The organism is Amycolatopsis sp. NPDC051128, from assembly GCF_040682715.1.
Lineage (GTDB): Bacteria > Actinomycetota > Actinomycetes > Mycobacteriales > Pseudonocardiaceae > Amycolatopsis.
The window spans coordinates 169,175-192,406 of record NZ_JBFBBN010000008.1 but is presented as its reverse complement, the minus strand read 5'-3'; the positions used below and the strand labels follow the sequence as shown (position 1 = coordinate 192,406).

The 23,232-nt window shown below is 70.2% G+C and carries 26 protein-coding genes; 20 read left to right on the top strand and 6 right to left on the bottom strand.

Going from position 1 to position 23,232, the window contains the following annotated elements:
* Positions 1–22: 22 nt before the first annotated feature.
* From AB0M82_RS12165 to AB0M82_RS12155, 3 genes are read left to right on the top strand one after another with little or no spacing between them, the layout of a single operon-like run.
* Positions 23–1,291 (top strand): alpha/beta hydrolase, encoded by a 1,269-nt coding sequence (locus AB0M82_RS12165; RefSeq protein WP_364720458.1) that lies wholly within the window; start codon positions 23–25, stop codon positions 1,289–1,291.
* Positions 1,292–1,339: 48 nt separating this feature from the next.
* Entirely contained in the window at positions 1,340–1,936 is a 597-nt protein-coding gene (locus tag AB0M82_RS12160) for an RNA polymerase sigma factor (RefSeq protein ID WP_364720387.1), read from the top strand.
* Positions 1,933–3,108, top strand: a complete 1,176-nt coding sequence (locus tag AB0M82_RS12155) for a CU044_5270 family protein (RefSeq protein ID WP_364720384.1) — start codon at positions 1,933–1,935, stop codon at positions 3,106–3,108. The genes AB0M82_RS12160 and AB0M82_RS12155 overlap by 4 nt, the downstream gene beginning before the upstream one ends.
* A 42-nt stretch (positions 3,109–3,150) precedes the next feature.
* On the opposite strand, the gene radA is transcribed toward AB0M82_RS12155, so the two are convergent.
* Together radA and AB0M82_RS12145 are read right to left on the bottom strand one after the other, a co-directional pair.
* Positions 3,151–4,509 (bottom strand): DNA repair protein RadA, encoded by a 1,359-nt coding sequence (gene radA, locus AB0M82_RS12150; protein ID WP_364720381.1) that lies wholly within the window; start codon positions 4,507–4,509, stop codon positions 3,151–3,153.
* 39 nt (positions 4,510–4,548) lie between these two features.
* On the bottom strand, positions 4,549–5,262 hold the full coding sequence (locus AB0M82_RS12145; protein ID WP_364720379.1) for a hypothetical protein: 714 nt from the start codon (positions 5,260–5,262) through the stop codon (positions 4,549–4,551).
* Between the two features lie 286 nt (positions 5,263–5,548).
* Here AB0M82_RS12145 and AB0M82_RS12140 point away from each other — a divergent pair, with 286 nt between their 5' ends.
* The 15 genes from AB0M82_RS12140 (at position 5,549) to AB0M82_RS12070 (ending at position 16,998) form a co-directional block, all read left to right on the top strand.
* The gene (locus tag AB0M82_RS12140) at positions 5,549–6,040 is read left to right on the top strand and encodes a CarD family transcriptional regulator (RefSeq protein WP_364720377.1); all 492 of its coding nucleotides are present in this window, start codon (positions 5,549–5,551) and stop codon (positions 6,038–6,040) included.
* 53 nt (positions 6,041–6,093) lie between these two features.
* Positions 6,094–6,729: a 2-C-methyl-D-erythritol 4-phosphate cytidylyltransferase gene (locus tag AB0M82_RS12135; RefSeq protein ID WP_364720374.1), complete on the top strand. Its 636-nt coding sequence runs from the start codon at positions 6,094–6,096 to the stop codon at positions 6,727–6,729.
* Entirely contained in the window at positions 6,726–7,211 is a 486-nt protein-coding gene (gene ispF / locus AB0M82_RS12130) for a 2-C-methyl-D-erythritol 2,4-cyclodiphosphate synthase (RefSeq protein ID WP_364720372.1), read from the top strand. The genes AB0M82_RS12135 and ispF overlap by 4 nt, the downstream gene beginning before the upstream one ends.
* Positions 7,212–7,239: 28 nt before the next feature.
* Entirely contained in the window at positions 7,240–7,635 is a 396-nt protein-coding gene (locus AB0M82_RS12125; RefSeq protein WP_364720369.1) for a PPOX class F420-dependent oxidoreductase, read from the top strand.
* 10 nt (positions 7,636–7,645) lie between these two features.
* Complete coding sequence (locus AB0M82_RS12120; RefSeq protein WP_364720367.1) at positions 7,646–8,041, top strand: PPOX class F420-dependent oxidoreductase; 396 nt, start codon at positions 7,646–7,648, stop codon at positions 8,039–8,041.
* Between the two features lie 57 nt (positions 8,042–8,098).
* Positions 8,099–8,785, top strand: coding sequence for an HAD family hydrolase (locus AB0M82_RS12115; RefSeq protein WP_364720364.1), 687 nt, complete (start codon positions 8,099–8,101; stop codon positions 8,783–8,785).
* Positions 8,786–8,839: 54 nt separating this feature from the next.
* Positions 8,840–10,228 carry a cysteine--tRNA ligase gene (cysS, locus tag AB0M82_RS12110; RefSeq protein ID WP_364720361.1) on the top strand — a complete coding sequence of 463 codons (1,389 nt, stop codon included), beginning with the start codon at positions 8,840–8,842 and terminating at the stop codon, positions 10,226–10,228.
* Positions 10,229–10,257: 29 nt separating this feature from the next.
* Positions 10,258–11,214 (top strand): 23S rRNA (guanosine(2251)-2'-O)-methyltransferase RlmB, encoded by a 957-nt coding sequence (gene rlmB / locus AB0M82_RS12105; protein ID WP_364720359.1) that lies wholly within the window; start codon positions 10,258–10,260, stop codon positions 11,212–11,214.
* A 125-nt stretch (positions 11,215–11,339) separates the two neighbouring features.
* Positions 11,340–12,773: an MBOAT family protein gene (locus tag AB0M82_RS12100; protein WP_364720358.1), complete on the top strand. Its 1,434-nt coding sequence runs from the start codon at positions 11,340–11,342 to the stop codon at positions 12,771–12,773.
* Between the two features lie 16 nt (positions 12,774–12,789).
* The gene (locus AB0M82_RS12095) at positions 12,790–13,143 is read left to right on the top strand and encodes a hypothetical protein (protein WP_364720356.1); all 354 of its coding nucleotides are present in this window, start codon (positions 12,790–12,792) and stop codon (positions 13,141–13,143) included.
* A 3-nt stretch (positions 13,144–13,146) separates the two neighbouring features.
* Entirely contained in the window at positions 13,147–13,752 is a 606-nt protein-coding gene (locus tag AB0M82_RS12090) for a histidine phosphatase family protein (RefSeq protein ID WP_364720354.1), read from the top strand.
* Positions 13,753–13,824: 72 nt separating this feature from the next.
* Complete coding sequence (locus tag AB0M82_RS12085) at positions 13,825–14,406, top strand: transglutaminase domain-containing protein (protein ID WP_364720351.1); 582 nt, start codon at positions 13,825–13,827, stop codon at positions 14,404–14,406.
* Positions 14,407–14,589: 183 nt separating this feature from the next.
* A complete protein-coding gene (locus AB0M82_RS12080) occupies positions 14,590–15,603 on the top strand; it encodes a hypothetical protein (protein ID WP_364720349.1) in 1,014 nt (337 codons plus the stop codon).
* A gap of 2 nt (positions 15,604–15,605) precedes the next feature.
* Entirely contained in the window at positions 15,606–16,241 is a 636-nt protein-coding gene (locus AB0M82_RS12075; protein ID WP_364720347.1) for a hypothetical protein, read from the top strand.
* A 73-nt stretch (positions 16,242–16,314) separates the two neighbouring features.
* Entirely contained in the window at positions 16,315–16,998 is a 684-nt protein-coding gene (locus AB0M82_RS12070) for an HD domain-containing protein (protein ID WP_364720344.1), read from the top strand.
* Here the strand turns inward: AB0M82_RS12070 and AB0M82_RS12065 are convergent.
* Positions 16,995–17,645, bottom strand: a complete 651-nt coding sequence (locus tag AB0M82_RS12065) for a class II aldolase/adducin family protein (protein WP_364720341.1) — start codon at positions 17,643–17,645, stop codon at positions 16,995–16,997. The two genes, AB0M82_RS12070 and AB0M82_RS12065, sit on opposite strands and share 4 nt — an antisense overlap.
* 95 nt (positions 17,646–17,740) lie before the next feature.
* Positions 17,741–18,673, bottom strand: a complete 933-nt coding sequence (locus tag AB0M82_RS12060; RefSeq protein WP_364720339.1) for a hypothetical protein — start codon at positions 18,671–18,673, stop codon at positions 17,741–17,743.
* Positions 18,674–18,802: 129 nt separating this feature from the next.
* Between AB0M82_RS12060 and AB0M82_RS12055 the strand changes: the two genes are divergently transcribed.
* Positions 18,803–20,032, top strand: a complete 1,230-nt coding sequence (locus tag AB0M82_RS12055; RefSeq protein ID WP_364720337.1) for a DUF445 family protein — start codon at positions 18,803–18,805, stop codon at positions 20,030–20,032.
* A gap of 191 nt (positions 20,033–20,223) precedes the next feature.
* Positions 20,224–21,432, top strand: a complete 1,209-nt coding sequence (locus AB0M82_RS12050) for a DUF445 domain-containing protein (protein WP_364720334.1) — start codon at positions 20,224–20,226, stop codon at positions 21,430–21,432.
* A 68-nt stretch (positions 21,433–21,500) separates the two neighbouring features.
* Here AB0M82_RS12050 and AB0M82_RS12045 read toward each other — a convergent pair whose 3' ends face one another.
* Together AB0M82_RS12045 and AB0M82_RS12040 are read right to left on the bottom strand one after the other, a co-directional pair.
* On the bottom strand, positions 21,501–22,382 hold the full coding sequence (locus AB0M82_RS12045) for a metal ABC transporter permease (RefSeq protein WP_364720331.1): 882 nt from the start codon (positions 22,380–22,382) through the stop codon (positions 21,501–21,503).
* A gap of 3 nt (positions 22,383–22,385) precedes the next feature.
* On the bottom strand, positions 22,386–23,231 hold the full coding sequence (locus tag AB0M82_RS12040; protein WP_364720329.1) for a metal ABC transporter ATP-binding protein: 846 nt from the start codon (positions 23,229–23,231) through the stop codon (positions 22,386–22,388).
* Between the last annotated feature and the right edge of the window lies 1 nt (position 23,232).

The following is a 23,232-nucleotide window of genomic DNA, read 5'->3' as shown; positions in this document are numbered from 1 at the left end:
AAGAGGGGCTCTACTGGCCGGGGTGATCCTGGCGGTCACGGCGACGGCGCCACCGGCGTCGGCCGCGGACGGCGACGTGACCTTTCAGAACGGCGGGGTGACCTTGCACGGCACCGTCGTCGCACCGCCCGGCGGCACAAAACTGCCTGGCCTGGTGATGGTCCACGGCTCGGGGGAACACAGCCGGGACGACTATCGCGTCGAAGCGGAAGCCTTTGCGCGGCAAGGCATCGCGACGCTCATCTACGACAAGCGCACCGAGGGGTACTCCCAGTTCTCCCGGTCCTACTCGACGCTGGCGGACGACGCTCTCGCCGCCGTCGAGGCGCTCCGGAAGAGGCCGGAAGTCGATCCGGCGCGGGTCGGCGTCTGGGGGTTGAGCGAAGGGGGCTGGGTGGCGCCGCTGGCAGCTTCTCGTTCCGCCGACGTGGCTTTTGTCGTGACACTGGGGGCGAACGGCGTCGAGCCGTCGCGACAACAGGCGTGGGCGATCGAGAACCAGTTGCGGCGCCTCGGAATGGACGGCTCGATGGTGCGGATGGCGTCGTCGACGATGATGCGGCAGCTCGTCGGCGGCGGGGTGTTCCCGGAGGCGCACTACGACCCGGTGCCGGTGCTGAAGCGCCTGCGCCAGCCGGTGCTCGGGTTGTGGGGCGCGAAGGACGTCCTGACGCCGCCGGGTGAAGCGGTCCGGATCTTCCAGGACTCGGTGGCGCGCCACACGCTGCGGGTCTTCCCGGACGCCCAGCACCAGCTGCGGCGGACCACGGACGGCTTCGACAAGCTGCCCGGGTACGCGCCCGGCTACCTGGAACTGGTGGGCACGTGGGTGAATGACGTGCCCTCGGAGTCGAGTGCGGACGCGCCGCCGCCGCAGGACCGGCCGAGCACTGCCGTGACCCCGCTCGCCTGGTACGAGTCGACATGGCTGCAACTCGCCTTGTTGGTCTTCCTGCTGCTGGCGTTCGGCTCGTACCCGCTACTCCGGCGTCGCGGCGGCGGCACGCGGTCCGCTCGCTGGCTGACGGCGACCGGGTTGCTGTCGGTGCTCGGCTTCCTGGTCGTCGACGTGCTGATCCAGACGACCATGGGCAAGGGGCTGGGCCCGGTCGTCGCCGGCCGTCCGCTGCCGTGGCTGGCGCTGCAGCTGCTTTCGCTGGGCGCGGTGGCCGCCGCCATCGGCACGGCGGTGGCGTGGTGGCGGGACCGGACCCCGCGGCTCGGGATCCTGCTCGCCGGCGGCGTGATCTTCGTCCCGTGGGCGATCTCCTGGGGGCTGCTGAACGTGTGAGTCAGGTGCGCCCGTGAACGCTCGCGGGGGCTGCGGGCAACAGGGGGCATGCAGGTGATCCAAGAAGGCGCGGAGGTGTGGGGGCAGGATCGCCCCGACCTCGGTGGTGCCGATCCCGGGCCGGCGTTCGCGCGGCTCTTCGACGTCCACGCCCCGCAGCTGCGCCGGTACCTCGCGCGGCGCGTCGGCACCGAAACCGCGGACGACCTCGTCGCCGAGACGTTCCTCGTGGCGCTGCGCCGCCGGGAGAGCTACCGGCCGGAGCTGGGCACGGCCCGGTCGTGGCTCTACGGCATCGCGACCAACCTGCTGCGCCACCAGGTGCGTTCCGAGCTGCGTGGCCTGCAGGCCACCGCGCGGCTCGCCCACGCGGGCGAGCTCAGCCACGCGGCGCACGACGGCCGCGTCGCCGAGCAGGTCGACGCGCAGACGCGGGCGGCGCAGCTGGCCGGGGCGCTGGCGCAGCTCAGCCCGGCCGACCGCGACACGCTCCTGCTGGTGTCGTGGGCCGGGCTCGACCCGGCCGAGGTCGCCGAGGTCCTCGGCATCCCGCCGGGCACCGTCCGTTCCCGGCTGCACCGGATCCGGCGCTGGCTGCGGACCAACGCCCCGGCCCAGAACACGAAGGAGGCGCAGACCCCGTGACCGACGACAACAACATCCGGCAGATCTGGTCCGACGCCGAACTGGACGCCGCCCTCGCGGACCTGCACGGCGACCCGGGCCCCGACGACGGCCTGGCGTTCGCACGGACGGCGCTGCTGACGGCCGCCGGCGCACCGCCCGAAGAGGCGCCCGCGCCACGGAAGTCCCACGGCTCGTGGCGCTGGATCGCGGTGGCGGCCGCGGTCGCCACCTTGACCGGCGGCCTGTTCGTGGCCACCCGGGTCCCCGGCCAGGAACCCGCCGTCGTCAGCCCGGCCGCGCCCGGCCTCGACCAGCTGCGCGGCACGGACCTCCCGGTCCGCCCCGGCGAGTACCGGCACATGACCACGTCGATGTGGAGCACGATCACCAACGACAAGAGAGTGAGCGGCTACTTCGGGACGCTGACCGAGCTGTGGATCCCGGCGGACCCCGGCGGGATCTGGCACCGGCGCTCGCAGACGACGAACGAGCTCCCGGGCCTGCCGGTCCCGCAGCCGCGCTACGAACCGAAGCCGGTCAAGAAGTCCGACGAGGCGGGCGCGGGTGGGCTGTTCCCGATCGTCCGGATCCAGTACCCCGACAGCAGCTTCCCGGGCACGTGGGACGCGCCGACGGCGGACTTCGTCGCCCGCCTGCCCGTTGACGTCCAGCAGCTGCGCGACCAGCTCGTCAACACCCAGGGCGCCATGGGGAAAGCCGTGCACCCGGGCAAGCCGAACGGCCCCGGCCGCTCCGCCGAGATGGTGCAGCACGTCATGGAGCTCGGCCTGGCCCCCGGCAAGCTCCGGGTGGCGCTCTGGCAGGCGCTGGCCCGGGTCGACGGCATCGTGACGAAGCCGGGAACGGTCGCCCCGGACGGCCGGGTCGGCATCGGGTTCACCGCGCAGGACACGGGTGACACCCTGATCGCCGACCCGGAGACGGCCCAGCTCATCGGCCACACCATCCCCCCGAAGTCGGCGAAGGGGGGCGGGCCTTCCTCCGCCGTCATCACGCCCCTCAACACGCCCGTCTCGTCGACGGTCGAGTCCGCCCCGCGGAGCGCGCAGACGTCGCCGCCGAAGTCCGAGAGCATGGCGACGGCCACCACCGAGGCGCCGTCGACCGGACCGGAGCAGTACTCCCTGGTAGAGAGCTACACGTACTCGGTGACCACGTCCGATCGCTGATCCGTGCCGGAGGGCGCTCCCCACGGCGGGGACGCCCTCCGGTCAGCGCGCGTGACTGGCGGCGTTCAGCGCGTCCGCGACGTTCGCCACCTCCAGCACCCGGATCCCCGCCGGCGGCTTGCCCGAGTCCGGCGGCACCAAGGCGTGCGTGAACCCCAGCCGGGCCGCCTCCGCGAGACGGCGGCCCACGCTCGGTACCCGGCGGATCTCGCCCGCCAGCCCCACCTCGCCCACCGACACCAGCCGTGGCGAAAGGGCGACATCGCCGAATGACGACGTCAGGGCCAGCACCAGCGCGAGGTCGATGCCCGGCTCCGTGATCTTCATGCCGCCGACAGTGGCCGTGTAGACGTCCTTGTCGCCGAGCTTCAGCCCGCCGCGCTTCTCCAGCACCGCCAGGACCATCGCCACCCGCGCCGAATCGAGGCCGCTGACCGCGCGCCGCGGCTGGGGCGCCGACGTCGACGACACCAGCGCCTGGACCTCGCCCAGCAGCGGCCGCTTGCCCTCCATCGACACCGTGATCGCCGTGCCCGGCACCGGCTCCGCCGTGCGGCTGATGAACAGCCCCGACGGGTCGGGCACCCCGACGATGCCTTCTTCCTGCAGCTCGAAGCAGCCGATCTCGTCGGACGCGCCGAACCGGTTCTTGATGCCCCGGAGCATCCGCAGCGTCGAGTGCTTGTCGCCCTCGAACTGCAGCACCACGTCGACCAGGTGCTCCAGCACGCGTGGACCGGCCACCGAGCCGTCCTTCGTGACGTGCCCCACGAGGACCACCGGCAGCCCGCGCTCCTTCGCCAGGGCGACCAGCCCGGACGTCACCGCGCGGACCTGCGTCACCCCGCCCGGCGAGCCCTCGGCCTGCGGGGACGCCATCGTCTGCACCGAGTCGACGATCAGCATGCCCGGCTTCACGTCGTCGACGTGCCCGAGGATGGCCGAAAGGTCGCTCTCGGCGGCCAGGTACATCAGGTCGTGCACGTTGCCCGTTCGCTCCGCGCGCAACCGCACCTGGCCCGCGGACTCCTCGCCCGTGACGTACAGGGACCGGTCGACCGTCTTCGCCCATTGGTAGGCGACCTCGAGCAGCAGGGTCGACTTGCCGACCCCCGGTTCACCCGCGAGCAGGACCACCGCCCCGGGCACGAGGCCGCCGCCCAGCACCCGGTCGAGCTCCGAGACCCCGGTGCGGCGGGCTCGCGCCGCTTCGACGTCGACCTCGCCGATCGGACGCGCGGGCGCACTCGGCGCCCCGGCCGCGACGCGCTGGATGGCCGGCTTGGACGGGGCCCCGCGTTCCGAGAACGAGCCCCATTCCTGGCACTCCGGACACCGGCCCAGCCACTTCGCCGCTTCGTATCCGCAGCTTCCGCAGCGGTAGGTGACGCCTTTCTTCACCCCGCGAGGCTAGCGGCGACCACCGACAAAACCGGGGACCTACTCCTTGGCGTGCGCCGGTGCCGCGACCGGCAGCTCGACGGTGACCGGTCCGGCGTGCTCGAAGACGAACGTGACCTTGATGACCTGACCCGGCCACAGCGGCTGCGCCAGTGCGGCGAGCGTCACGGTGGCCTTGCCGACGACCTCGGGCTGGGTCGGCGTCGCGGCCGGGCCGGACGACGGGACATCGGAGGTGGCCGTCGCGGTGGGCGTTCCCGTGCCGGTCGAGCTGGTGCCGGTGGAGCTGGTGCCCGTCGAGCTGGTGCCCGTCGACGGCGAGGCCGATGACGACGAGGACGACGAGGTCGGCGCGCCCGAGGACGTGGGCTGCGCCTCATTGGTGGACTCGACCGCGTCGTCCGGGCCGATCACCAGCGAGTGCCCGGCCACGATCTCCTTCGAGCCGCCGATGGTGCCCTGGCCGCCGCCCTCGGTCGCCACCGAGACGAGCGAGTCGTCCTGGGCGCCCTGGTTGACGATCGTCAGGGTCAGCGCCGGGGTCGCCCCGGCGGGGTAGCCCGCGCCGGACGTCGGGTACTGGACCGCCGCGTTGCGCAGGACAATGGTCTTGACCTGGGCGTACGTGCCGTTGACCGCGGGCTGCTGCGAGTCGGTCTGGGTGATCTGGCCGGCCCCGCACCCGGCGAGCGCGAGCGCGGCACCGAGCGCCAGCACGCCCGCACCGAGCACGCGACGATTCTGCAGCCTCACGTCGCAGTCCTTCCCTTTTCACGGCCTCGTCACCGCGAAGACTAGCCGGGGGCGATCTCCCGCGCGGAACCGGTGTGCGTTGCCGGGACACGCTCCCCAAGATCAACCGTCCACAAAGGATTTCGTAGCACCTGACGAAACGCTTCCCCGCTACCTGCGTGAGCACGGGGGTCTGACGTTTGTCAACCCCCGCCCAAGCCGCTGACCTGCGAGGACGACTCCGGCCCGCTAGGTGGGCACTGGCGGCTCGTGGTAGGATGGAGTCAGCGAAAGGGGCAGAGGACACATGGTTTTCAAGGTCGGAGAGACCGTCGTCTACCCGCACCACGGTGCCGCACTCATCGAAGCCATCGAGACCCGCGTGATCAAGGGCGAGGAAAAGAAGTACCTCGTCCTGAAAGTCGCGCAAGGGGATCTCACGGTTCGCGTGCCCGCGGACAACGCCGAGATCGTCGGCGTTCGCGATGTCGTCGGGCAAGAAGGACTGGACAAGGTCTTCGACGTTCTGCGTGCTCCGCACACCGAGGAGCCCACGAACTGGTCTCGTCGGTACAAGGCCAACCTCGAGAAACTCGCCTCCGGCGATGTGAACAAGGTGGCCGAAGTGGTGCGCGACCTCTGGCGGCGAGAGAAGGACCGAGGGCTTTCGGCAGGCGAGAAGCGCATGCTCGCCAAGGCCCGGCAAATCCTGGTCAGCGAGCTCGCGCTCGCGGAGGGCACCGACGAGGGCAAGGCTGAAGTCCTCCTCGACGAAGTCCTGGAAACCGCGGCGGTCTGAGCCCAAGGCACCCTGTCCGACGGGCGGGCAGGAGCCTCTACGATCGCGAACCGATGAACGTCGTCGTGATCGTGACCGTCGCACACCATGGCTCCGACGGAGAGCTTGCTCTCACGCCGGTCCGTGGTGAGGCGCTACTCACGCACACCGTGCGGGGGCTGCTGGACGTACCGGAAATCGATCTGGTGCTCGTGGCGGCCCCCCAGCGGTGTGCGAAGTTGTTTTCCGAGGCCCTCGGCGGCCTCTCCTGCCGGGTCGTCCCCGGCTCGCTCCGGCAGGCCTTCGCCGTCGTCGAGCCCGAGCTTCCCCATGACTCCGTTGTACTCCTCCACGACGCGCTGCGGGCCTTCATTCCTGCGCAGACCGTGCGTGACGTCGTCAACGCGGTCGGTGACGACACTCCGGTCGTCGTCCCGGTGCTGCCGATGGCCGACACGGTGAAGGTGACCGACGCCAGCGAGCTGATCGTCGGCACGGAGGACCGCGGCAGGCTGCGCACCGCCCAGACTCCGATCGGCTTCACGCTTCCGGCGTTCCGGGCGGCCGAGTCGCACGATCTCGCGGCGGCGGTCCGCGCGGGCGCGGCGACGGTGCCCGGCCACCCGGACGCGATGCGCGTCACGACCGGTTTCGAACTTTCCCTGGCCGAGGCGATCGCGGCGGCACCGAAGAACGAGGAGACGCTGTGAGGATCGGCAACGGGGTGGACGTTCACCCGATCGAAGCGGGCCGCGAGTGCTGGATCGCCGGGCTGCGCTGGCCGGGCGTCGACGGCTGCGCCGGCCACTCGGACGGCGACGTGGCGGCCCACGCGCTGTGTGACGCCCTGCTGTCGGCGGCCGGCCTCGGCGACCTCGGGGCGGTGTTCGGCACGGGTGACCCCCGCATGGACGGCGCGCACGGCGCCGACATGCTCGCCGAGGTCCGCGGCCTGATCGAGGCGGCGGGCTGGCGGGTCGGCAACGCTTCGGTCCAGATCGTGGGCAACGCGCCCCGGGTCGGGAAGCGGCGCGAGGAGGCGCAGAAGGTGCTGTCCGAGGCGGTGGGCGGCCCGGTGAGCGTCTCGGGCACCACGTCGGACGGCCTCGGGCTGACGGGGCGCGGCGAGGGCATCGCGGCCTTCGCGACGGCCCTGTTACTCGCGGCGGAACAGGGGCTCGCGGCGGAATAGGTCCGCGCCGGCGCCCGTTCGGCGTGACATGCCCCTCACTCTCTCGGACGACGTCCGCGCGCTGATCGACGGGAAGAACTTCGCCACCGTCGCCACCCTCGACCCGGACGGCGGCCCGCACACTTCCGTCGTCTGGGTCGGCCTCGACGACGGCGACCTCGTCTTCAGCGCCACCGAGGACCGCCGGAAAGTCCGCAACCTGCGGCGCGACCCCCGCGTGAGCGTTTCGATCACCGACGCCGAGAACCCGTACCGGCACACCCAGCTCCGCGGCACGGTGACGATCACGCCCGATCCGGACAAGACGCTTCCCCGTGCCCTCAGCCACAAGTACCTCGCCGAGGATCCGGCGTCCGAGAGCGCCGACGTCGAGCGCGTCGTCGTCCGCCTGAAAGTCCGGAAAATCGCCGGCAACGTGAAATAGGGTCCAGACCATGGGTGTGACTTTCAACGAGGCCACCAAGGCCCTCTTCGACGGCAAGAACTTCCCGGTGATCGCCACCATCAACGCCGACGGCTCGGCGCAGACGTCGGTCGTCTGGGCGAAGCGTGACGGCGACACGGTGCTCTTCGCGACCGTGCGCGGGCGTCTCAAGGAGCGGAACATGCGGCGCGACCCGCGGGTCTCGCTGTCGGTCTTCGACCTCGACGACCCGCTCAAGTACGTGGAGGTTCGCGGCCGGGCCGAGATCACCGAGGAGGGCGGCCGCGAGCTGATCAACGAGCTGTCCCACAAGTACGACGGCAAGGACTTCCGCACCGAGCCGCCGGAGGTCGTCCGCGTGGTGGTCCGGGTGGTCCCGGAAAAGATCACCGGCTACGCCTCCTGACGTGACGCGGATCGCGGGCGCCGCTCGGCTGCCCGCGATCTCGCTACGCTGAATCCCATGACGATCAGGGCGGTGTTGTTCGACTTCTCCGGCACGTTGTTCCGGCTCGAGCAGGACGAGTCCTGGCTCACCGAGCTCACCGACCACGCGGGCTCGCCGCTCGACATCGAGGCGCAGGCCGAGCTGATGCGCCGGATGACCGCCCCGGTCGGGCAGGTCGTCGAGCTCGACGCCGAGCACCTGCACGCCTGGCAGCACCGCGACCGCGACCCCGGACTGCACCGGAAGGTGTACCTCGAGGTGCTCAAGAAGTCGGGCGTGCCGCGGCCCGAGCAGGCCGTCTCGCTGTACGACCGCCTGATCGATCCCAGCCAGTGGACGCCGTACCCGGACACCGAGGCCGCGCTGAAGGCCACCGCCGAGCGCGGGCTCAAGGTGGGCGTGCTCAGCAACATCGCCTTCGACATCCGGCCCGCCTTCACCGCCCGCGGGTGGGACGCCTACGTCGACGAGTTCGTCCTGTCCTTCGAGGTCGGCGCGGTCAAGCCGGAACTGGAGATCTTCCGCAAGGCCGTCCAGGGCCTGGGCGTGCCGGCCACCGGCACGCTGATGGTCGGCGACAGCGAGGAGGCCGACGGCGGCGCCCGCGCGCTCGGCTGCGAGTTCGCGCTGGTCGATCCGCTGCCCACCGCCGAACGGCCGGACGCCCTGCTCACGGCGCTGCGCGGGTTCGGCATCGGCTAGCACAGCTGCTGAGGGCCCGCGAAACCGCTCGCGGAGACCCCGTACCCTTTGAGGGTGGCCCTTCACCTTTTCGACACAGCGACCCGGAGCGTGCGGGAGTTCCATCCCGTCCGTAGCGGAACGGCGTCGATCTACGTGTGTGGTGCCACCGTGCAGGGCGTCCCCCACATCGGTCACGTCCGCGGGGTGCTGAACTACGACGTCCTGCGCCGCTGGCTGGTCCACAGTGGACTGGACGTGCTGCTGGTCCGCAACGTCACGGACATCGACGACAAGATCCTCACCAAGGCCGCCGAGAACGAGCGCCCCTGGTGGGAGTGGGGCGCGACGCACGAGCGCGCCTTCGAAGAGGCGTACGAGCGGCTGGGCTGCCTGCCGCCGTCGATCAACCCGCGCGCGACCGGGCACGTCACCCAGATGGTCGAGCTGATGGAACGTCTCATCGAGCGCGGCCACGCCTACGTCGCGGACGGCGACGTCTACTTCTCGGTGAAGTCGTTCGACGACTACGGCAAGCTGTCCGGCCAGGTCCTCGAAGACGTCCAGCAGGGCGAGACGCCGACCCGCGGCAAGCGTGACGCCCGCGACTTCACCATGTGGAAGAGCGCGAAGCCGGGCGAGCCGTCGTGGCCGACGCCGTGGGGACACGGCAGGCCGGGCTGGCACCTCGAGTGCTCGGCGATGGCGACGGCGTACCTCGGCACGGAGTTCGACATCCACGGCGGCGGTATCGACCTGGTGTTCCCGCACCACGAGAACGAGCGCGCCCAGTCGAACGCGGCCGGCGACCGGTTCGCGCGGTTCTGGCTGCACAACGCGTGGGTGACCATGTCGGGCGAGAAGATGTCGAAGTCGCTCGGCAACACCGTGTCGATCCCGTCGATGCTGGAGCGCTACCGCGCGCCCGAGCTGCGGTACTACCTGGTCCAGCCGCACTACCGGTCGACCGTCGAGTACTCCGAGGGCGCCGTGTCGGAGGCCGCGGCGGGCTACCGCCGGATCGAGACGTTCCTGCGCCGCGCGGCCGCCTCGGGCGAGGTGGCGATCGGCACGATCCCGGCCGGGTTCGCCGCCGCGCTCGACGACGACCTGGCCACCCCGCAGGCGTTCGCCGTGGTCCACACCACGGTGCGGGACGGTAACGCCGCCCTCGACGCGGGCGACACCTCCAAGGCACTCGAATTCGCCGCGGCCGTCCGCGCGATGACCGACGTGCTGGGCCTCGATCCGCTGTCCGCGCGCTGGTCGGAGGCGGGCGGTTCCGACACGCCCACCAAGCAAGCGCTGGCCGAACTCGTCGAAGGGCTGCTGGCCGAGCGTCAGCAGGCCAGGGCCGAAAAGGACTTCGCCCGCGCGGACGCCGCCCGTGACCGCCTCCAGCAGGCGGGCATCGCGGTGGAGGACACCCCCAGCGGTCCGCAGTGGACAGTCAAGTCCGACTGAGCCGTTCCCTACGCAAGGAAACTTTCACCATGGCAGGCAACTCGCGGCGCCAGGGCGCGATCCGCAAGACGGGCACCAAGAAGGGTGCCGTCGTCGGCTCGGGCGGTCAGCGCCGCAAGGCCCTCGAAGGCAAGGGGCCGACCCCGAAGGCGGAGGACCGTCCCGGGCACAAGGCGTACCGCTCGAACAACGCCGCGACGAAGCGCGACCAGGCGCGGCAGAAGAAGGCCGACAAGCCCGAGCTGATCGCCGGCCGCAACCCGGTGGTGGAAGCGTTGCGCGCGGGCGTCCCGGCGACGGCGCTGTACGTCGCGCTGAACATCGAGATCGACGACCGCGTGAACGACGCCGTCCGGCTGGCCGGCGACAAGGGCATCTCGATCCTGGAGATCCCGCGCGAGGAGCTGGACCGCAAGACCAACCGGGCCGTGCACCAGGGCCTCGGCCTGCAGGTCCCGCCGTTCGAGTACGCCCACCCGGACGACCTGATGGCGGCGGCCCGCAACTCGGGCGAGGTGCCGCTGTTCGTCGCGCTCGACGGCGTCACCGACCCGCGGAACCTGGGCGCGGTGATCCGCTCGGCGGCCGCGTTCGGCGCCCACGGCGTGCTGCTGCCGGAGCGGCGCAGCGCGGGCATGACGGCGGTGGCGTGGCGGACGAGCGCCGGCACGGCGGCGAAGCTGCCGATCGCGGTGGCGACCAACCTCACCCGCCAGCTCAAGGCGTGGGCGAACGAGGGCATGATGCTGGTCGGCCTCGACGCCGACGGCTCGGTCGACATCGACTCCCTCGAAATCGCCGCCGACCCGCTGGTGATCGTGCTGGGCTCGGAGGGCCGCGGGCTGTCGCGTCTGGTGCGCGAGACGTGCGACGCGACGGTGTCGATCCCGATGGCGGCGGGCGTGGAATCGCTGAACGCCTCGGTGGCGGCGGGCGTCCTGCTCGCCGAGGTGGCCCGGCGCCGCCGTGCCGCGGGCCGGGTCTGAGCCTCTCCCGCTTCTGGTCGTGAGTGAGAAACAGGGTCAGCACACCGTTTCTCACTCACGACCCGAGCCGCGGTAGACCACCCGGTCGAGTTAAGGTCACCATCGGATAAATCCGAGGGGACCCGATGTCGTTCGTTTCGCCGCTCTTCCTGTGGTACTTCCTGCCGGCGGTGCTCATCGCCGTGCTGGTGTGCCCGCGGAGCTGGCGCAACGGCATCGTCGCGGTCGGGAGCCTGCTGTTCTACACGATCGGCGCCGGACCGTTCGTGTTCCTGCTGCTCGGCTGCATGGTCGTCAACTTCCTCGCCGGGCCGCTGCTGGCACCGAGCCCGTGGGACGTCCACGGCGTGCGACGGCGCCGGATCCTCATCGCCGTGGTGTCGCTCGACGTCGCGGTGCTGCTGATCTGGAAGTACGCCGGGTTCGCGACGCAGCAGATCGCCGCCGTCGCGCACTGGTTCGGCGGGAGCGTGCCGGTCGCGAGCCTGGTCGTGCCGATCGGCATCTCGTTCTACACGTTCCACCACATCTCGTACGTGGTCGACATCTACCGCGGCGAGCGGCAGGCGCTGCGGAACCCGGTGTCGTTCGCCGCGTACATCGCGATGTTCCCGCAGCTGGTGGCCGGTCCGATCGTGCGGTACCGCGAGATCGCCGACCAGCTGCCGCAGCTGCGTTCGCACCGGCTCGACGACATCGCGGCCGGCTTCCCCCGGTTCGCGCTCGGGCTGTGCAAGAAGACGATCATCGCCGACTCGCTGAGCCCGCTCGTCGAGGCGTGCTTCAAGGTGCCGCCGGACCAGATGACGTTCGCGACGGCGTGGCTCGGCGCGATCGGCTACACGCTCCAGCTGTTCTTCGACTTCTCCGGCTATTCGGACATGGCGATCGGCCTCGGCCGCATGCTGGGTTTCCGGCTGCCGGAGAACTTCGCGCGGCCGTACTCGTCGGTGACGATCACGGAGTTCTGGCGCCGCTGGCACATGTCGCTGTCCCGCTGGTTCCGCGACTACGTGTACATCCCCCTCGGCGGCAACCGCCACGGCGCCGGCCGCACGTACCGCAACCTCTGCGTGGTGTTCGTGCTGACCGGCTTCTGGCACGGCGCGCAGTGGACGTTCCTGGTCTGGGGCTGCTACCACGGAGCGCTGCTGGTGATCGAGCGCCGCTTCGGCTTCGACCTCGACCCGGCCTCGCCGCGGCAGCGGTACCTGCGCCGGGCACTGACGATGCTCCTGGTGGTGCTCGGCTGGGTGTTCTTCCGCTCGCCGGACCTGGAGCACGCGCTGTCGATGATCGGCCACATGCTGATCCCCGACTTCGACGGCCTCGGCGCGGGCGTCGCCCAGGCGTTCACGAACCAGCGGCTGGTGATCCTGCTGGCGGCGCTGGCGGTGTTCCTCCTGCCGGCCCACCCGGTGACGGGCCCCCTGCTGGAGTCGTCCCGCAGCCGCCCGGCGACGGCGCTGCGCATCGGAGTGATGACGGCGGGCCTGCTGTACGCGGCCATCCTGATCGCGACGGGCACCTTCAGCCCGTTCCTGTATTACCAGTTCTGAGCGGGGAGCCCTGACGATGAGCGAGCTGGCCAAGATGCCCGGCGTGATTCCCTATGTCGACCACCACGACGGTCCTCGCCGGCTGCTCACCATCGAGATTCCCCATCTCGGCCACACAGTGCGCGCGTACGCGCCGATCGCGAGCGTCGACGGGCGGCAGTACGTGGTCTCGTGGGGTTCCGTCTCGTTCGAAGTCCCCGCCGATCGGAACGTGCACGTCAGCGTGCACCTGCAGACGAACGGCGGGCGCGACTACACGATCAGCCCGTTCGCCTCGGTCGTCCTGTCGCCCCATCTCGCGCCGATGCGGTTGCTCACCCAGTTCACGCCGAGCCAAGGCCCTGAAGGCACGCTCATCCCCGTCGGCTGACCCGTGCTCGCGTCGCGATACCTCTTTCTCACCCGTCACGGCGAAGCCGCACCCACCGGCGGGCTCACCGAAGCCGGGCAGCGGCAAGCCTTCCTGCTCGGACGGCGGCTGCGCGACGTCCCCGTCACCTCGATCCACCACGGGCCCCTCCCGCGCGCCGCCCAGACCGCCGGCCTCGTCGCCACTCAGCTCCCCGGCGTTCCCGTTCACGTCGACGAAGCGGCCGGCGACTTCGTCCCCTACACGCCGATGCGCGAGGAGCTGCCCGAGACGTCCGGCGACCTCCTGCACGCCTTCACCCGCCACCTGCCGCCCGCCGACGAGGAACGAGCCGCCGAGGCCGAACGGCGGTTCACCGGGCCCGTGCCCGGGACCGAGCCGCGGTACGAGGTGCTCGTCACGCACAACTTCCTCGTCGGCTGGCTCGTCGGCGCCTCGCAGGACGCGCCGCCGTGGCGGTGGCTCGCCCTCAACCACGCCCATGCCGCACTCACCGTGATCCACTACGCGCCAGGGCGGCCCGCCGCGCTGCTCACCTACAACGACTTGAGTCACCTTCCCGCGGAACTGCGCTGGACAGGCTTCCCGCCCGACTTTTACGTTCCGTAATCGGTGAACGCGGAGCGTGTCCAGCCGGAAAATGTGTCTCGCTCGAATGGCCGAGCCTGTCACGATGGCCGGATGATTCCCGTTCCGTCGCCCACCTCCGATCGGCTCAGCGACTACCTCGCCGCCGACGCCGTCGTCGATCACGAGCACCCGCTGATCCGCGCGCGAGTCGACACCCTGCGACCGGCGAACGACGATGCCGTCGAGCGTGCCGAAGCCGCCTTCCGCTTCGTGCGGGACGAGATCGAGCACGTGATCGACGCCGAGGATCCGCGGGTCACCTGGCGGGCGTCGGACGTGCTCCGCGAGCGCGTCGGGATCTGCTACGCGAAGGCACACCTGCTCGCCGCTTTGCTGCGGGCGCAAGGGATTCCGGCCGGATTCTGCTACCAGGAACTCTCCGCGCTGCACGGGTTGAACGCCGTGTACCTGCACGGCAAGTGGTCGCGGCTCGACGCCCGCGGCAACCGCACGGGTGCCCGCGCGGAGTTCTCGCTCGACGTCGAACGCCTGGCCTGGCCGGTCGACGCCGAGCGCGGCGAACGCGATCACCCGCAGATCCACCCGGCGCCGGCGCCGGTCGTCCTGGATTTCCTGATGACCACCGAACCCGGCCCGGGCTGGTACGAAAAGGGCCTCCCCAAGGCACTTTGACCATGGTTACCTTCGATTTTCGGAAAACCTCATGACCTCGTGAATTATTGCCCAGAGTGACGTGCGACCTCCGTGAATGTCCCCCGAACTTCTTATTTCGCACTCCCCTGGAGTCGCGTAAAGTGACTCCCCGCGCTCGAACAGACACTTTATGCATGCGTCCGTTCGGGTGCCTCAAGGGAGGTGAGGCACGTGGCCGCGGAAGGCGGACGCCTCCGCCGTACCCCACTGCAGGAGATCTTCTGGACGAGGACGAGCCTGCTGCTCACGGTGCTCGTCGTGGTCGCCGGCCTGAGCCTGTGGGTCGCCGGCCTGATGGACCCCGGCACGTGGAAGAACCTGGTGACGTCGCTGGGCACCGGCACCCTGATCTCCGCGATCGTCGGGTTCGGCACGACCTTGATCACCGCCAGTGCCACGCAGCGGTCGCTGGTGACCCCGGTGATCGAGGAGAGCAGGCGCGCACTGGAAGACCTCAGCGCCGAATACCGCGCGCTGAACAAGGAGTTCTTCCCCACCGACGTGTTCGAGGCGACCACCGAGCCCGACCCCGCGTTCAACCGGGCGCTGATGGCCGACCTCAACGCGACCCGGCAGTACTTCTTCCGTGGCTTCTCCGGGCGGCACGCGGCCGCCCGCCTGTTGCTTTCCCGCACGGAACGTGAACTGCGGGCCGTCATCGCCGATCCGCGCGACGCGAACTCGATCAGCGGGCGCGCCCGCTACCTGATGCGCCGCGACGCCGACGACGTCGACTACGAAGAAGTCCAGACCCAGCTCGACGAAGACATCCGGATCGGGCTCGTCGGCCTCTTCGTGGCGCGCAGCCGCTGCGCGCAGGTCGACATCACCGTTGTCGCCGACCCGCCGCTCGATCGCCTCGAGATGTTCGACGACAGCGTCTGGGTGTCGCTCTACAGCGACGTCCGCGGCGCCACGAAGCTGTACCCCCGGTCCCTGCGGTTCACCGAGGGCTCCTTCCTCTACAACATGGAACGCGCCGAGTTCGTGCGCGTCTCGCAGTCCCGGGCCGGCCGCCACTTCCGCATCACGTCCGCGACGACGCGGACGGATTTCCTGGCGCTGTTCGAGAAGATCACCGGATCTCCGTTACCCGAGGAGCAGTTCCGCGAGCTGGAAAGCAAGTTCCACGCCTTCCGCGCGGAATTCTCCGCAATCGCCGAGCTAGGGAGCTGACCTTGCTCACCCGCCTGTCCCCACTCACCGAACTGGCCACGCGCCTGCGTACGGCCGGATTCCCGCTCGCCGCGGACTGGGGCGCGGTCGACGGCTGGTTCCGGCCGTGGGCCGCCCAGCCCGGGCTGCGGGAGGAGCTGCGCACACAGCTCCGCACGCTGTCCACCGCACAGGCCGCCAAGATCCTGCGCTCGTCCCGGGAAACGACCACGCATTTCGCCTGGTGCCTGCTCGATTCGCCGTCCGACCCGTTCTCCTTCTGGCTGCACGAATACAAGGCGCAGGCAGACTGGCGGAAAGGATACGCGGATTCCGTGCACAACCACAGGTACCACTTCTGCACCACCATTCTCCGCGGTGACTACCTCCACGAAAGGTACGAAACAACGATCGACGGCACCGGGTTGATCGCGTCCGCGCGGCTGCGCCGCCGGACGTTGTGCCCGGCCGGGGCCTGCGCCACCATGCTGGCCGACGAATTCCACCGGATCCCCGAAGCGGCGGCCGGGACGATGACCTTCCTGGTGAAATCACGCCCGGTGAGCAGTTTCAGCCTTTCTTTCGACCCCGCCGGGGGAATCGGCCATCGTCACGTTCCGGTAGAGGTCCGATTGGGGGAATTGGCCGACCGCATCTAGCTACACAGCGGCGTCAGCGGCGCTTACCATTACTCCACCCGCCTGAACACCACGGCCGGGATCGGAGAGGTGTATGCGCACGCAGGAAAGCACGATCGACCACGCATCCGTCGACGCCGTCATCGGTGCTGTCGAAAAAAGGGTCCACCGGCTTTGCCACCAGCACGCCGAGCGGCTGCAGTTCCACGGCTGGCACCACGTGAGTTTCGTCCGCGCGAAAGCGGTCGGCTTCGCCCAGCACAACGGGGCCGACCGCACCGTCGTGGAAGTGGCCGCGCTGGTGCATGACGTCAACTACCTGGTGCTCCGCAACTCGCCCGCCGCCGCGGGCCGGAGCCTGCGAATGGAGATCCTCGCGGAGTGCGGCGTGCCTTCGCGCGTCGCCCGGTGGATCGACGAGATCATCGACGAGGCCGAAATGGCCACCCGGGGCCGCGACATTTCGCTGGAGGCACAGGCTCTGAGCGACGCGGACACGTTGTTCAAGGCGCTGCCCGTGACGCCGGTGGTGCTCGCGCACCGGTACCTGCGCGAAAACGGGCTGAGCCTGCGCGAACTGGCGCACAAGATCGTCGGCGAGCAGTGCGACGTCCACGACGAGGGCTACTACTTCTACAACCCGGAGGCGGCCGCGACTTATTCGCGGTGGGCGATGGCGAACCTCCAGCTGTGGCAGTGCATCAAGGAGGCGGTCGACGACCCGACGGTCGTGGAGCTGCTGGACGCGGTGCACGCCGTCGACGCGCTGGCGTCCTAACCCTGGCCGTAGCCCCGCAACCGCTCGACGACGTTGGCCACCTCGGGCGGCGGCAGCAGGCTCGGCCGGCCGGCGCTCTGCGCGAGCAGCCAGACCCGGCAGGCCCACTCGAGCTGCTGGGCCCGGTGGTAGGCGGCCTCGAGGCCGTCGCCGTAGGTGAGGGTGCCGTGGTTGGCCATCAGGCAGCCACGGCGCCCTTCGAGCGCTTCCAGCACGGCGGCGGCGAGCTCCGGCGTGCCGTAGGTGGCGTAGCGCGCGACGCGCACGGAAGGGCCGATCGTGGCGATGATGTAGTGGATCGGCGGGACCTCCCGCACGAGCGTCGACACGGCGGTGGCGTGCGGCGAATGCGTGTGGACGACGGCCGTCACGGGCTCGTTGTCCGGATCGCGGACGTCCCAGTAGACGGAGAGGTGCACGGGCAGCTCACTGGTCGGCTTGAGCGAGCCGTCGACGACCGCGCCACCGAGGTCGACGACGGGCACATCGGCCGGGGTCATGCTCGAGTAAGCGACCCCGGTCGGGGTGACGGCGACGAGCTCGCCGGCGCGCACGGAGACGTTCCCGGACGTGCCGACGACCAAGCCGTCACCGACCATCCGACGCGCATACGCGCACACGGCGGCCCGCTCGGTTTCGAGGATCATGCCCATCACTCTGGCTCAGAGACGGCCTGCGCCCATCCCCGGGGTCCCGTCAAAGCCGGGAGGCCAGACGGAACCAGGGGACCCGATGTGGATAACTAGGCCTTCGCCGGAGCAGTCGGGGCAGCCGGGGCGGCCGGGGCGGCCGGAGCCTTGGCCGCCGGAGTCTTCGCGGCAGGAGCAGGAGCCGGCTTCCGGTCCCCGCTCCCGGGCTTGGCGGTCTCCTCCACCGGGGCCAGCAGGCGCATGGCCTCCTGGACCGCCACATCCGTCGCCGCGATCCGCTCGGCCACCTTCGCCCTCAGGTCCAAAGCCAGCTTCCGGTTCTGGTCGGCCTCCGCCTGCTGCGACCGGGCCGAAGCCAGAATCGCTTCCGTCTCCTGCTTCTTGCGCGCGGCCTCTTCCTCGAACGCCTTCTTCTTCCGGGCCAGCTCCTCCGAAGCCACCCGATCCGCTTCGGCCCGCGCAGCCGCCGCCTCGGCCTCGGCCTTGGCGTCCGCCTCCTTGCGGGCCCGCTCCGCCGCCGCGGCCAGCTCGACGCGCTTCGCGCCCGCCGCCGCGGTCAGCTTCTCGATCTCGCTCTTCGCCTCGGACAGCAGGCGGGCGCGCTCGTCTTCCGCGTCCTTCGCCAGCTTGTCGGCCGTGCGGCGCGTCTCGTGCGCGTACTTGTCGGCCTGCTCGCGGGTCGACGCCGCGTCCGCCTCGGCCGCCGACTTCAGGTCGGCGATCTCCTCCTCCGCGAGCTGCATCATCATCCGGACGCGCTCGGCCATGGCGCCGGCGCCGGACGGGCTCGTGCTCATCCTCGCCAAAGCGGCCTTCGTCTCGGCCAGCTCCTTCTGCGTGTACGCGAGAGCCTTCGTCAGGTCAGCCGCCGTCGCGGCGGACTCGTCGCGGCTGCGGGCGGCTTCCTTCAGCTCCTTGGCCAGCTCGGCGAGACGTGCGTCGACCTGGCGCTGGTTGTAGCCGCGGACACCCACGGCGAACTGGGCGGTCTTCGGGGCGGGTTGGGGCTTCTCAGGCGCGACCATCGGGCCACCTTAATGAGCAAGGGTCCTTCCGGGCGTACCGCCATCCGGATGCATCACGAATTTGGGAACCCCCGGTGACGCGTGGCATCCTGACCCCGGTTGACCAGCGGTTGACGCGAGGGGGCCACTGTGGACATACAGCCGGTCCTCGCGGACATCGGCGCGCACTGGCACGTCTACGCCACCATGCCGCTCGTCGCCGCCCTGATCGGCTACCTGACCAAGCGGGTGGCCATCGAGATGATGTTCCGGCCCTTGGAGTTCGCCGGCATCAGGCCGTTCCTCGGCTGGCAGGGTGTGATCCCGGCGAACTCCCGGCGCATGGCCACCACCGCCGTCGAACTGCTGACCCGCAACCTCGTCGACCCGCAGGAGATCTTCGCCAGGCTCGACCCGGAAGAACTGGTCAAAGAGCTCGAAACACCTCTGCTCAAGGCCGTCGAAGACGTCACCCGGGAGGTCATGGAGACCTACCAGCCCCGGCTCTGGGAGGTACTGCCGTCGCGGGCGCAGCGGCTGCTCGTCGACCAGGTGCGCGCGCAGGCGCCGGTCGTCGTCAAGCGGCTGCTGCGCGAGGTCTCGACCAACATCGACGACGTCCTCGACGTCAACGACATGCTGATCAACGCCATGGTCCGGGACAAGTCGCTGACCTGCCGGCTGATCCGTGAGGTCGCCGCGCCCGAGTTCAAGTTCATCGCGCGCTCCGGGATCTGGTTCGGCTTCGTGATCGGGCTAGTCCAGTTCGTCGCATGGGCGCTCACGAAACAGCCGCTGATCATGCCGATCTTCGGTTTCGTCACGGGCTTCGTCACGGACTGGCTGGCACTGAAGATGATCTTCTACCCGCGCGAGCCGCGCGGGTTCGGCTTCTTCCGCTGGCAGGGCATGTTCCAGAAACGCCGCGAGGAGGTCGCGGCCGACTACGGCGCGCTGATCGCCGACGAGGTCCTGACCGTGGGGAACGTGATGGAGGCCGTGCTCACGGGCCCGCGCGCGGACCGGCTGTTCGCGCTCATCACCCGCGAGGTGCAGCGCACGATCGACGCGCAGGCGAGCATCGCCAAGCCGCTCGTCGCGCTGACCATCGGCGGCAGGCAGTACCAGGAGATGAAGCGCGCGGCCGCGGAGAAGGCCATCGCCTACCTCCCCGAAACGGTGAAACACGTCGAGAACTACGCCACCGGCGCCCTCGACGTCCGCAACACGATCGTCGAGAAGATGCGGCAGCTGACGCCGATCGAGTTCGAAGGCATCCTGCGGCCGGCTTTCAAGCAGGACGAGTGGAAGCTCATCGCCGTCGGCGCGGTGATCGGCGGCCTGGTCGGGGAACTGCAGGTCCTCGCCCTGCTCGGGTAGGGGTGGCCGCAGCCGAGGACGGCCTTGAACCAGATGCCGGCGACCTTGACCTTGCTCCAGCGCACCCAAGGTGGCGTTCGGTGCGTCCAGCGCACCCAACACCACATTGGGGCGCATCAGAGCCGGACGAGGCGTCGGCGTTGCCGGGACAGCCGGTACGGTTTCGCTCTCGGGACCACGAGGAGGTCGGAATGGACGCTGTCCTGCACGATCTCGCGCTGCACTGGCCGCTCTACGCGGCGATGCCGTTCGTCGCGGCGTTGATCGGGTACGTCACCAAGCGCGTCGCCATCGAGATGATGTTCCGGCCCCTCGACTTCGTCGGGATCCCGCCGCTGCTCGGCTGGCAGGGCGTCGTCCCGAAGCACGGCGGCCGGATGGCGGCGGTCGCCACCGAGCTGCTGACCGCGAACCTGCTGGACCTGCGCGAGGTCCTCGGGCGGATCGACCCGGTGGTCATCACGAGCGAGCTGGAGCAGCCGCTGCTGCGCGCGGTCGACCACGTCGCGCGTGAGGTGCTCGCCGAGCACCACCCGCGGCTGTGGGAGGCCCTGCCGACACTGGCGCAGGAGATGCTGATCAAGCAGGTCCAGGCGTCGGCGCCGCGACTGGTGCGGGACTTCCTCGACGACGTCCGCGAAAACCTCGACGAGGTGCTCGACGTCCAGCACATGACGGTCCAGCGGCTGACCCGCGACCGCGCGCTGCTGGTGCGGCTGATCCGCGAGACGTCCCGGCCGGAGATGGCGTTCATCGCGCGGATGGGCGTCTACTTCGGCTTCGGGCTCGGCGTGGTGCAGACGGTGGTGTGGGCACTCACGCGCGAGCCGCTGGTGCTGCCGGTCTTCGGCGGCGTGATCGGCCTGCTCACCGACTGGCTGGCGATCAAGCTGATCTTCGTGCCGCGCGAGCCGGTGCGCGTCGGCCGGGTGATCTTCCAGGGCAAGTTCCAGCGGCGGCGGGCCGAGGTGGCCCGGCAGTACGGCGAGCTGATCGCGACCGAGGTCCTGACGGTCCAGAACCTCCTGGACGCCGTCCTGCGCGGCCCCCGCGCCGACCGGCTGGCGGCCTTGGTGGAGCAGATGGTCTCGTCGGCGGTGGACGCGCAGATGCCGCTGGCGTGGACGGTCGGCGGCACGCGGTTGCGGGAGATGAAGCACGCGGCGGCGGTGAAGGCGCTGGAGCACCTGCCGGACACGGCGCGGTACGCCGAGGGGTACCTGACCGAGGCGATGGACGTCGCGAAGGTGATCGAGCAGCGGATGCTGGCTCTGACGCCGCTCGAGTTCGAGGGCTTGCTGCGACCGGCCTTCCGGCAGGACGAGTGGAAGCTGATCGCCGTGGGCGGGGTGATCGGGTTCGTGGTCGGGGAGCTGCAGGTCCTCCTGATGCTCGGCTGAAACGCCACTTTCATAGCGAAAGTAGACGTTATAGTTATACCGTTAGCTTTCCCTATGAAAGTGGCGCTTTAGGCCGCCGCGATCAGGTCCGGGGCCGGGTCCACCGCTCGAACCCGCGTCCGCCGGTCGCGCTGCCAGGCGATCGCCCGGCACACGACGTAGATCAAGAACGAAATCGCCGTCACGAAGGCACTCACCGGCAGGCCGGGCGCCAGCGACAGCACGATCCCACCGATCGCCGACACCTCGGCGAAGACCACCGCGAGCACCGTCGCCTTCCACGGCGAAGCCGTCACCCGGGCCGCCGCCGCGGCCGGGGTCACCATCAGCGCCACCACCAGCAGCGACCCGACCACCTTCACGCTCAGCGCCGTCGAGATGCCCACCAGCAGCGCGAACACCACCGTCAGCGTCTTCACCGGGACCCCGCGCGCCACCGCCACGTTCCGGTCCACGGAAGCGAACAGCAGTGGCCGATAGACGAGCGCCAGCACCGCCAGCACCACCACCGAAGACACCACGAACAACGTCAGGTTCGTCGAATCGATCGTGATGATCTGCCCGGTGAGGATCCCGAACTTGTTGCCGGACCGTCCTTTGTAGAAGGACAGGAACAGCACGCCCATGCCGAGACCGAACGACAGGATCACGCCGATCACCGAGTCGCGGTCGGCGTCGCGGGCGCCCAGGATGCCCAGCAGCAACGCCGCCACCACCGCGCCGATCAGCGCGCCGTACTCGACGCCGATGCCGAGCAGCAACGCCGCCGCGCCGCCGGTGAACGCCAGCTCCGACGTGCCGTGCACCGCGAACGACATCCGCCGCATCACGATCAGCGGCCCCAGGACCCCCGCCACCAGGCCGAGGATCGCCGCCGCCAACAACGCCGTCTGGACGCCGTCGAGCTGAGTGATCAGCTCCCAGGTCTTGCCGAAGTCGAACAGATCCAAGACTCAGCCCACTTGCTCTTCGACGTCGTGTTCGTGGTGGTGCGGCTCCTGCTCGCACAACGCGCTCTGCGCGCCCGCGATGTGGATCTGCCCGCCGACCTTGAGCACCTCGACGCGGGTGCCGTACAGCTGCGAAAGCGTCTCGGTCGTCATGACCTCGTCCGGCTTGCCGATCCGGAACTGGCCGTTGACCAGGTACAGCACGCGGTCGACGAACGACAGCACCGGGTTGATCTCGTGCGTCACGAACAGCACCGCCGTCCCCGACGAACGCCGCCGCTCGTCGATCAGCTCGCTGATCGCGCGCTGGTGCGCGAGGTCGAGGGACAGCAGCGGCTCGTCGCACAGCAGCACCTCGGGGTCGCCGACCAGGGCCTGCGCCACCCGCAACCGCTGCTGCTCGCCGCCGGACAACCGGCCGACCGGCTGTTTCGCGTACCGCGTCGCGCCGACCGCGTCGATGGCGTCGAAAACCCGGCGACGCCGCGCCGCCATGCCGAACAGGCCGGGACCCCAGCGGTGCCCGTCGAGCCCCAGCCCGACCAGGTCGACGCCGCGCAGGGTCAGCGACTCGTCGATCGCGCGCTGCTGCGGGATGTAGCCGACCTTGCGGTTCGCGCCGCCCGGGCGGCCGCCCGCGATCTCGACCACGCCCGCCGACAGGCCCTGCATGCCGAGCAGCGCCTTGAGCAGGCTGCTCTTGCCGGAGCCGTTCGGACCGAGCACGGCGAGGAACTCCCCCGGCTCGACGACGAGGTCCAGCCCCGACCACAGGGTCCGGGGACCGAAAGCGAGTCCCGCCCCGCGGACCCGGACCGCGGGGCGTACGTCGTCTGAGACGGGAGCCATG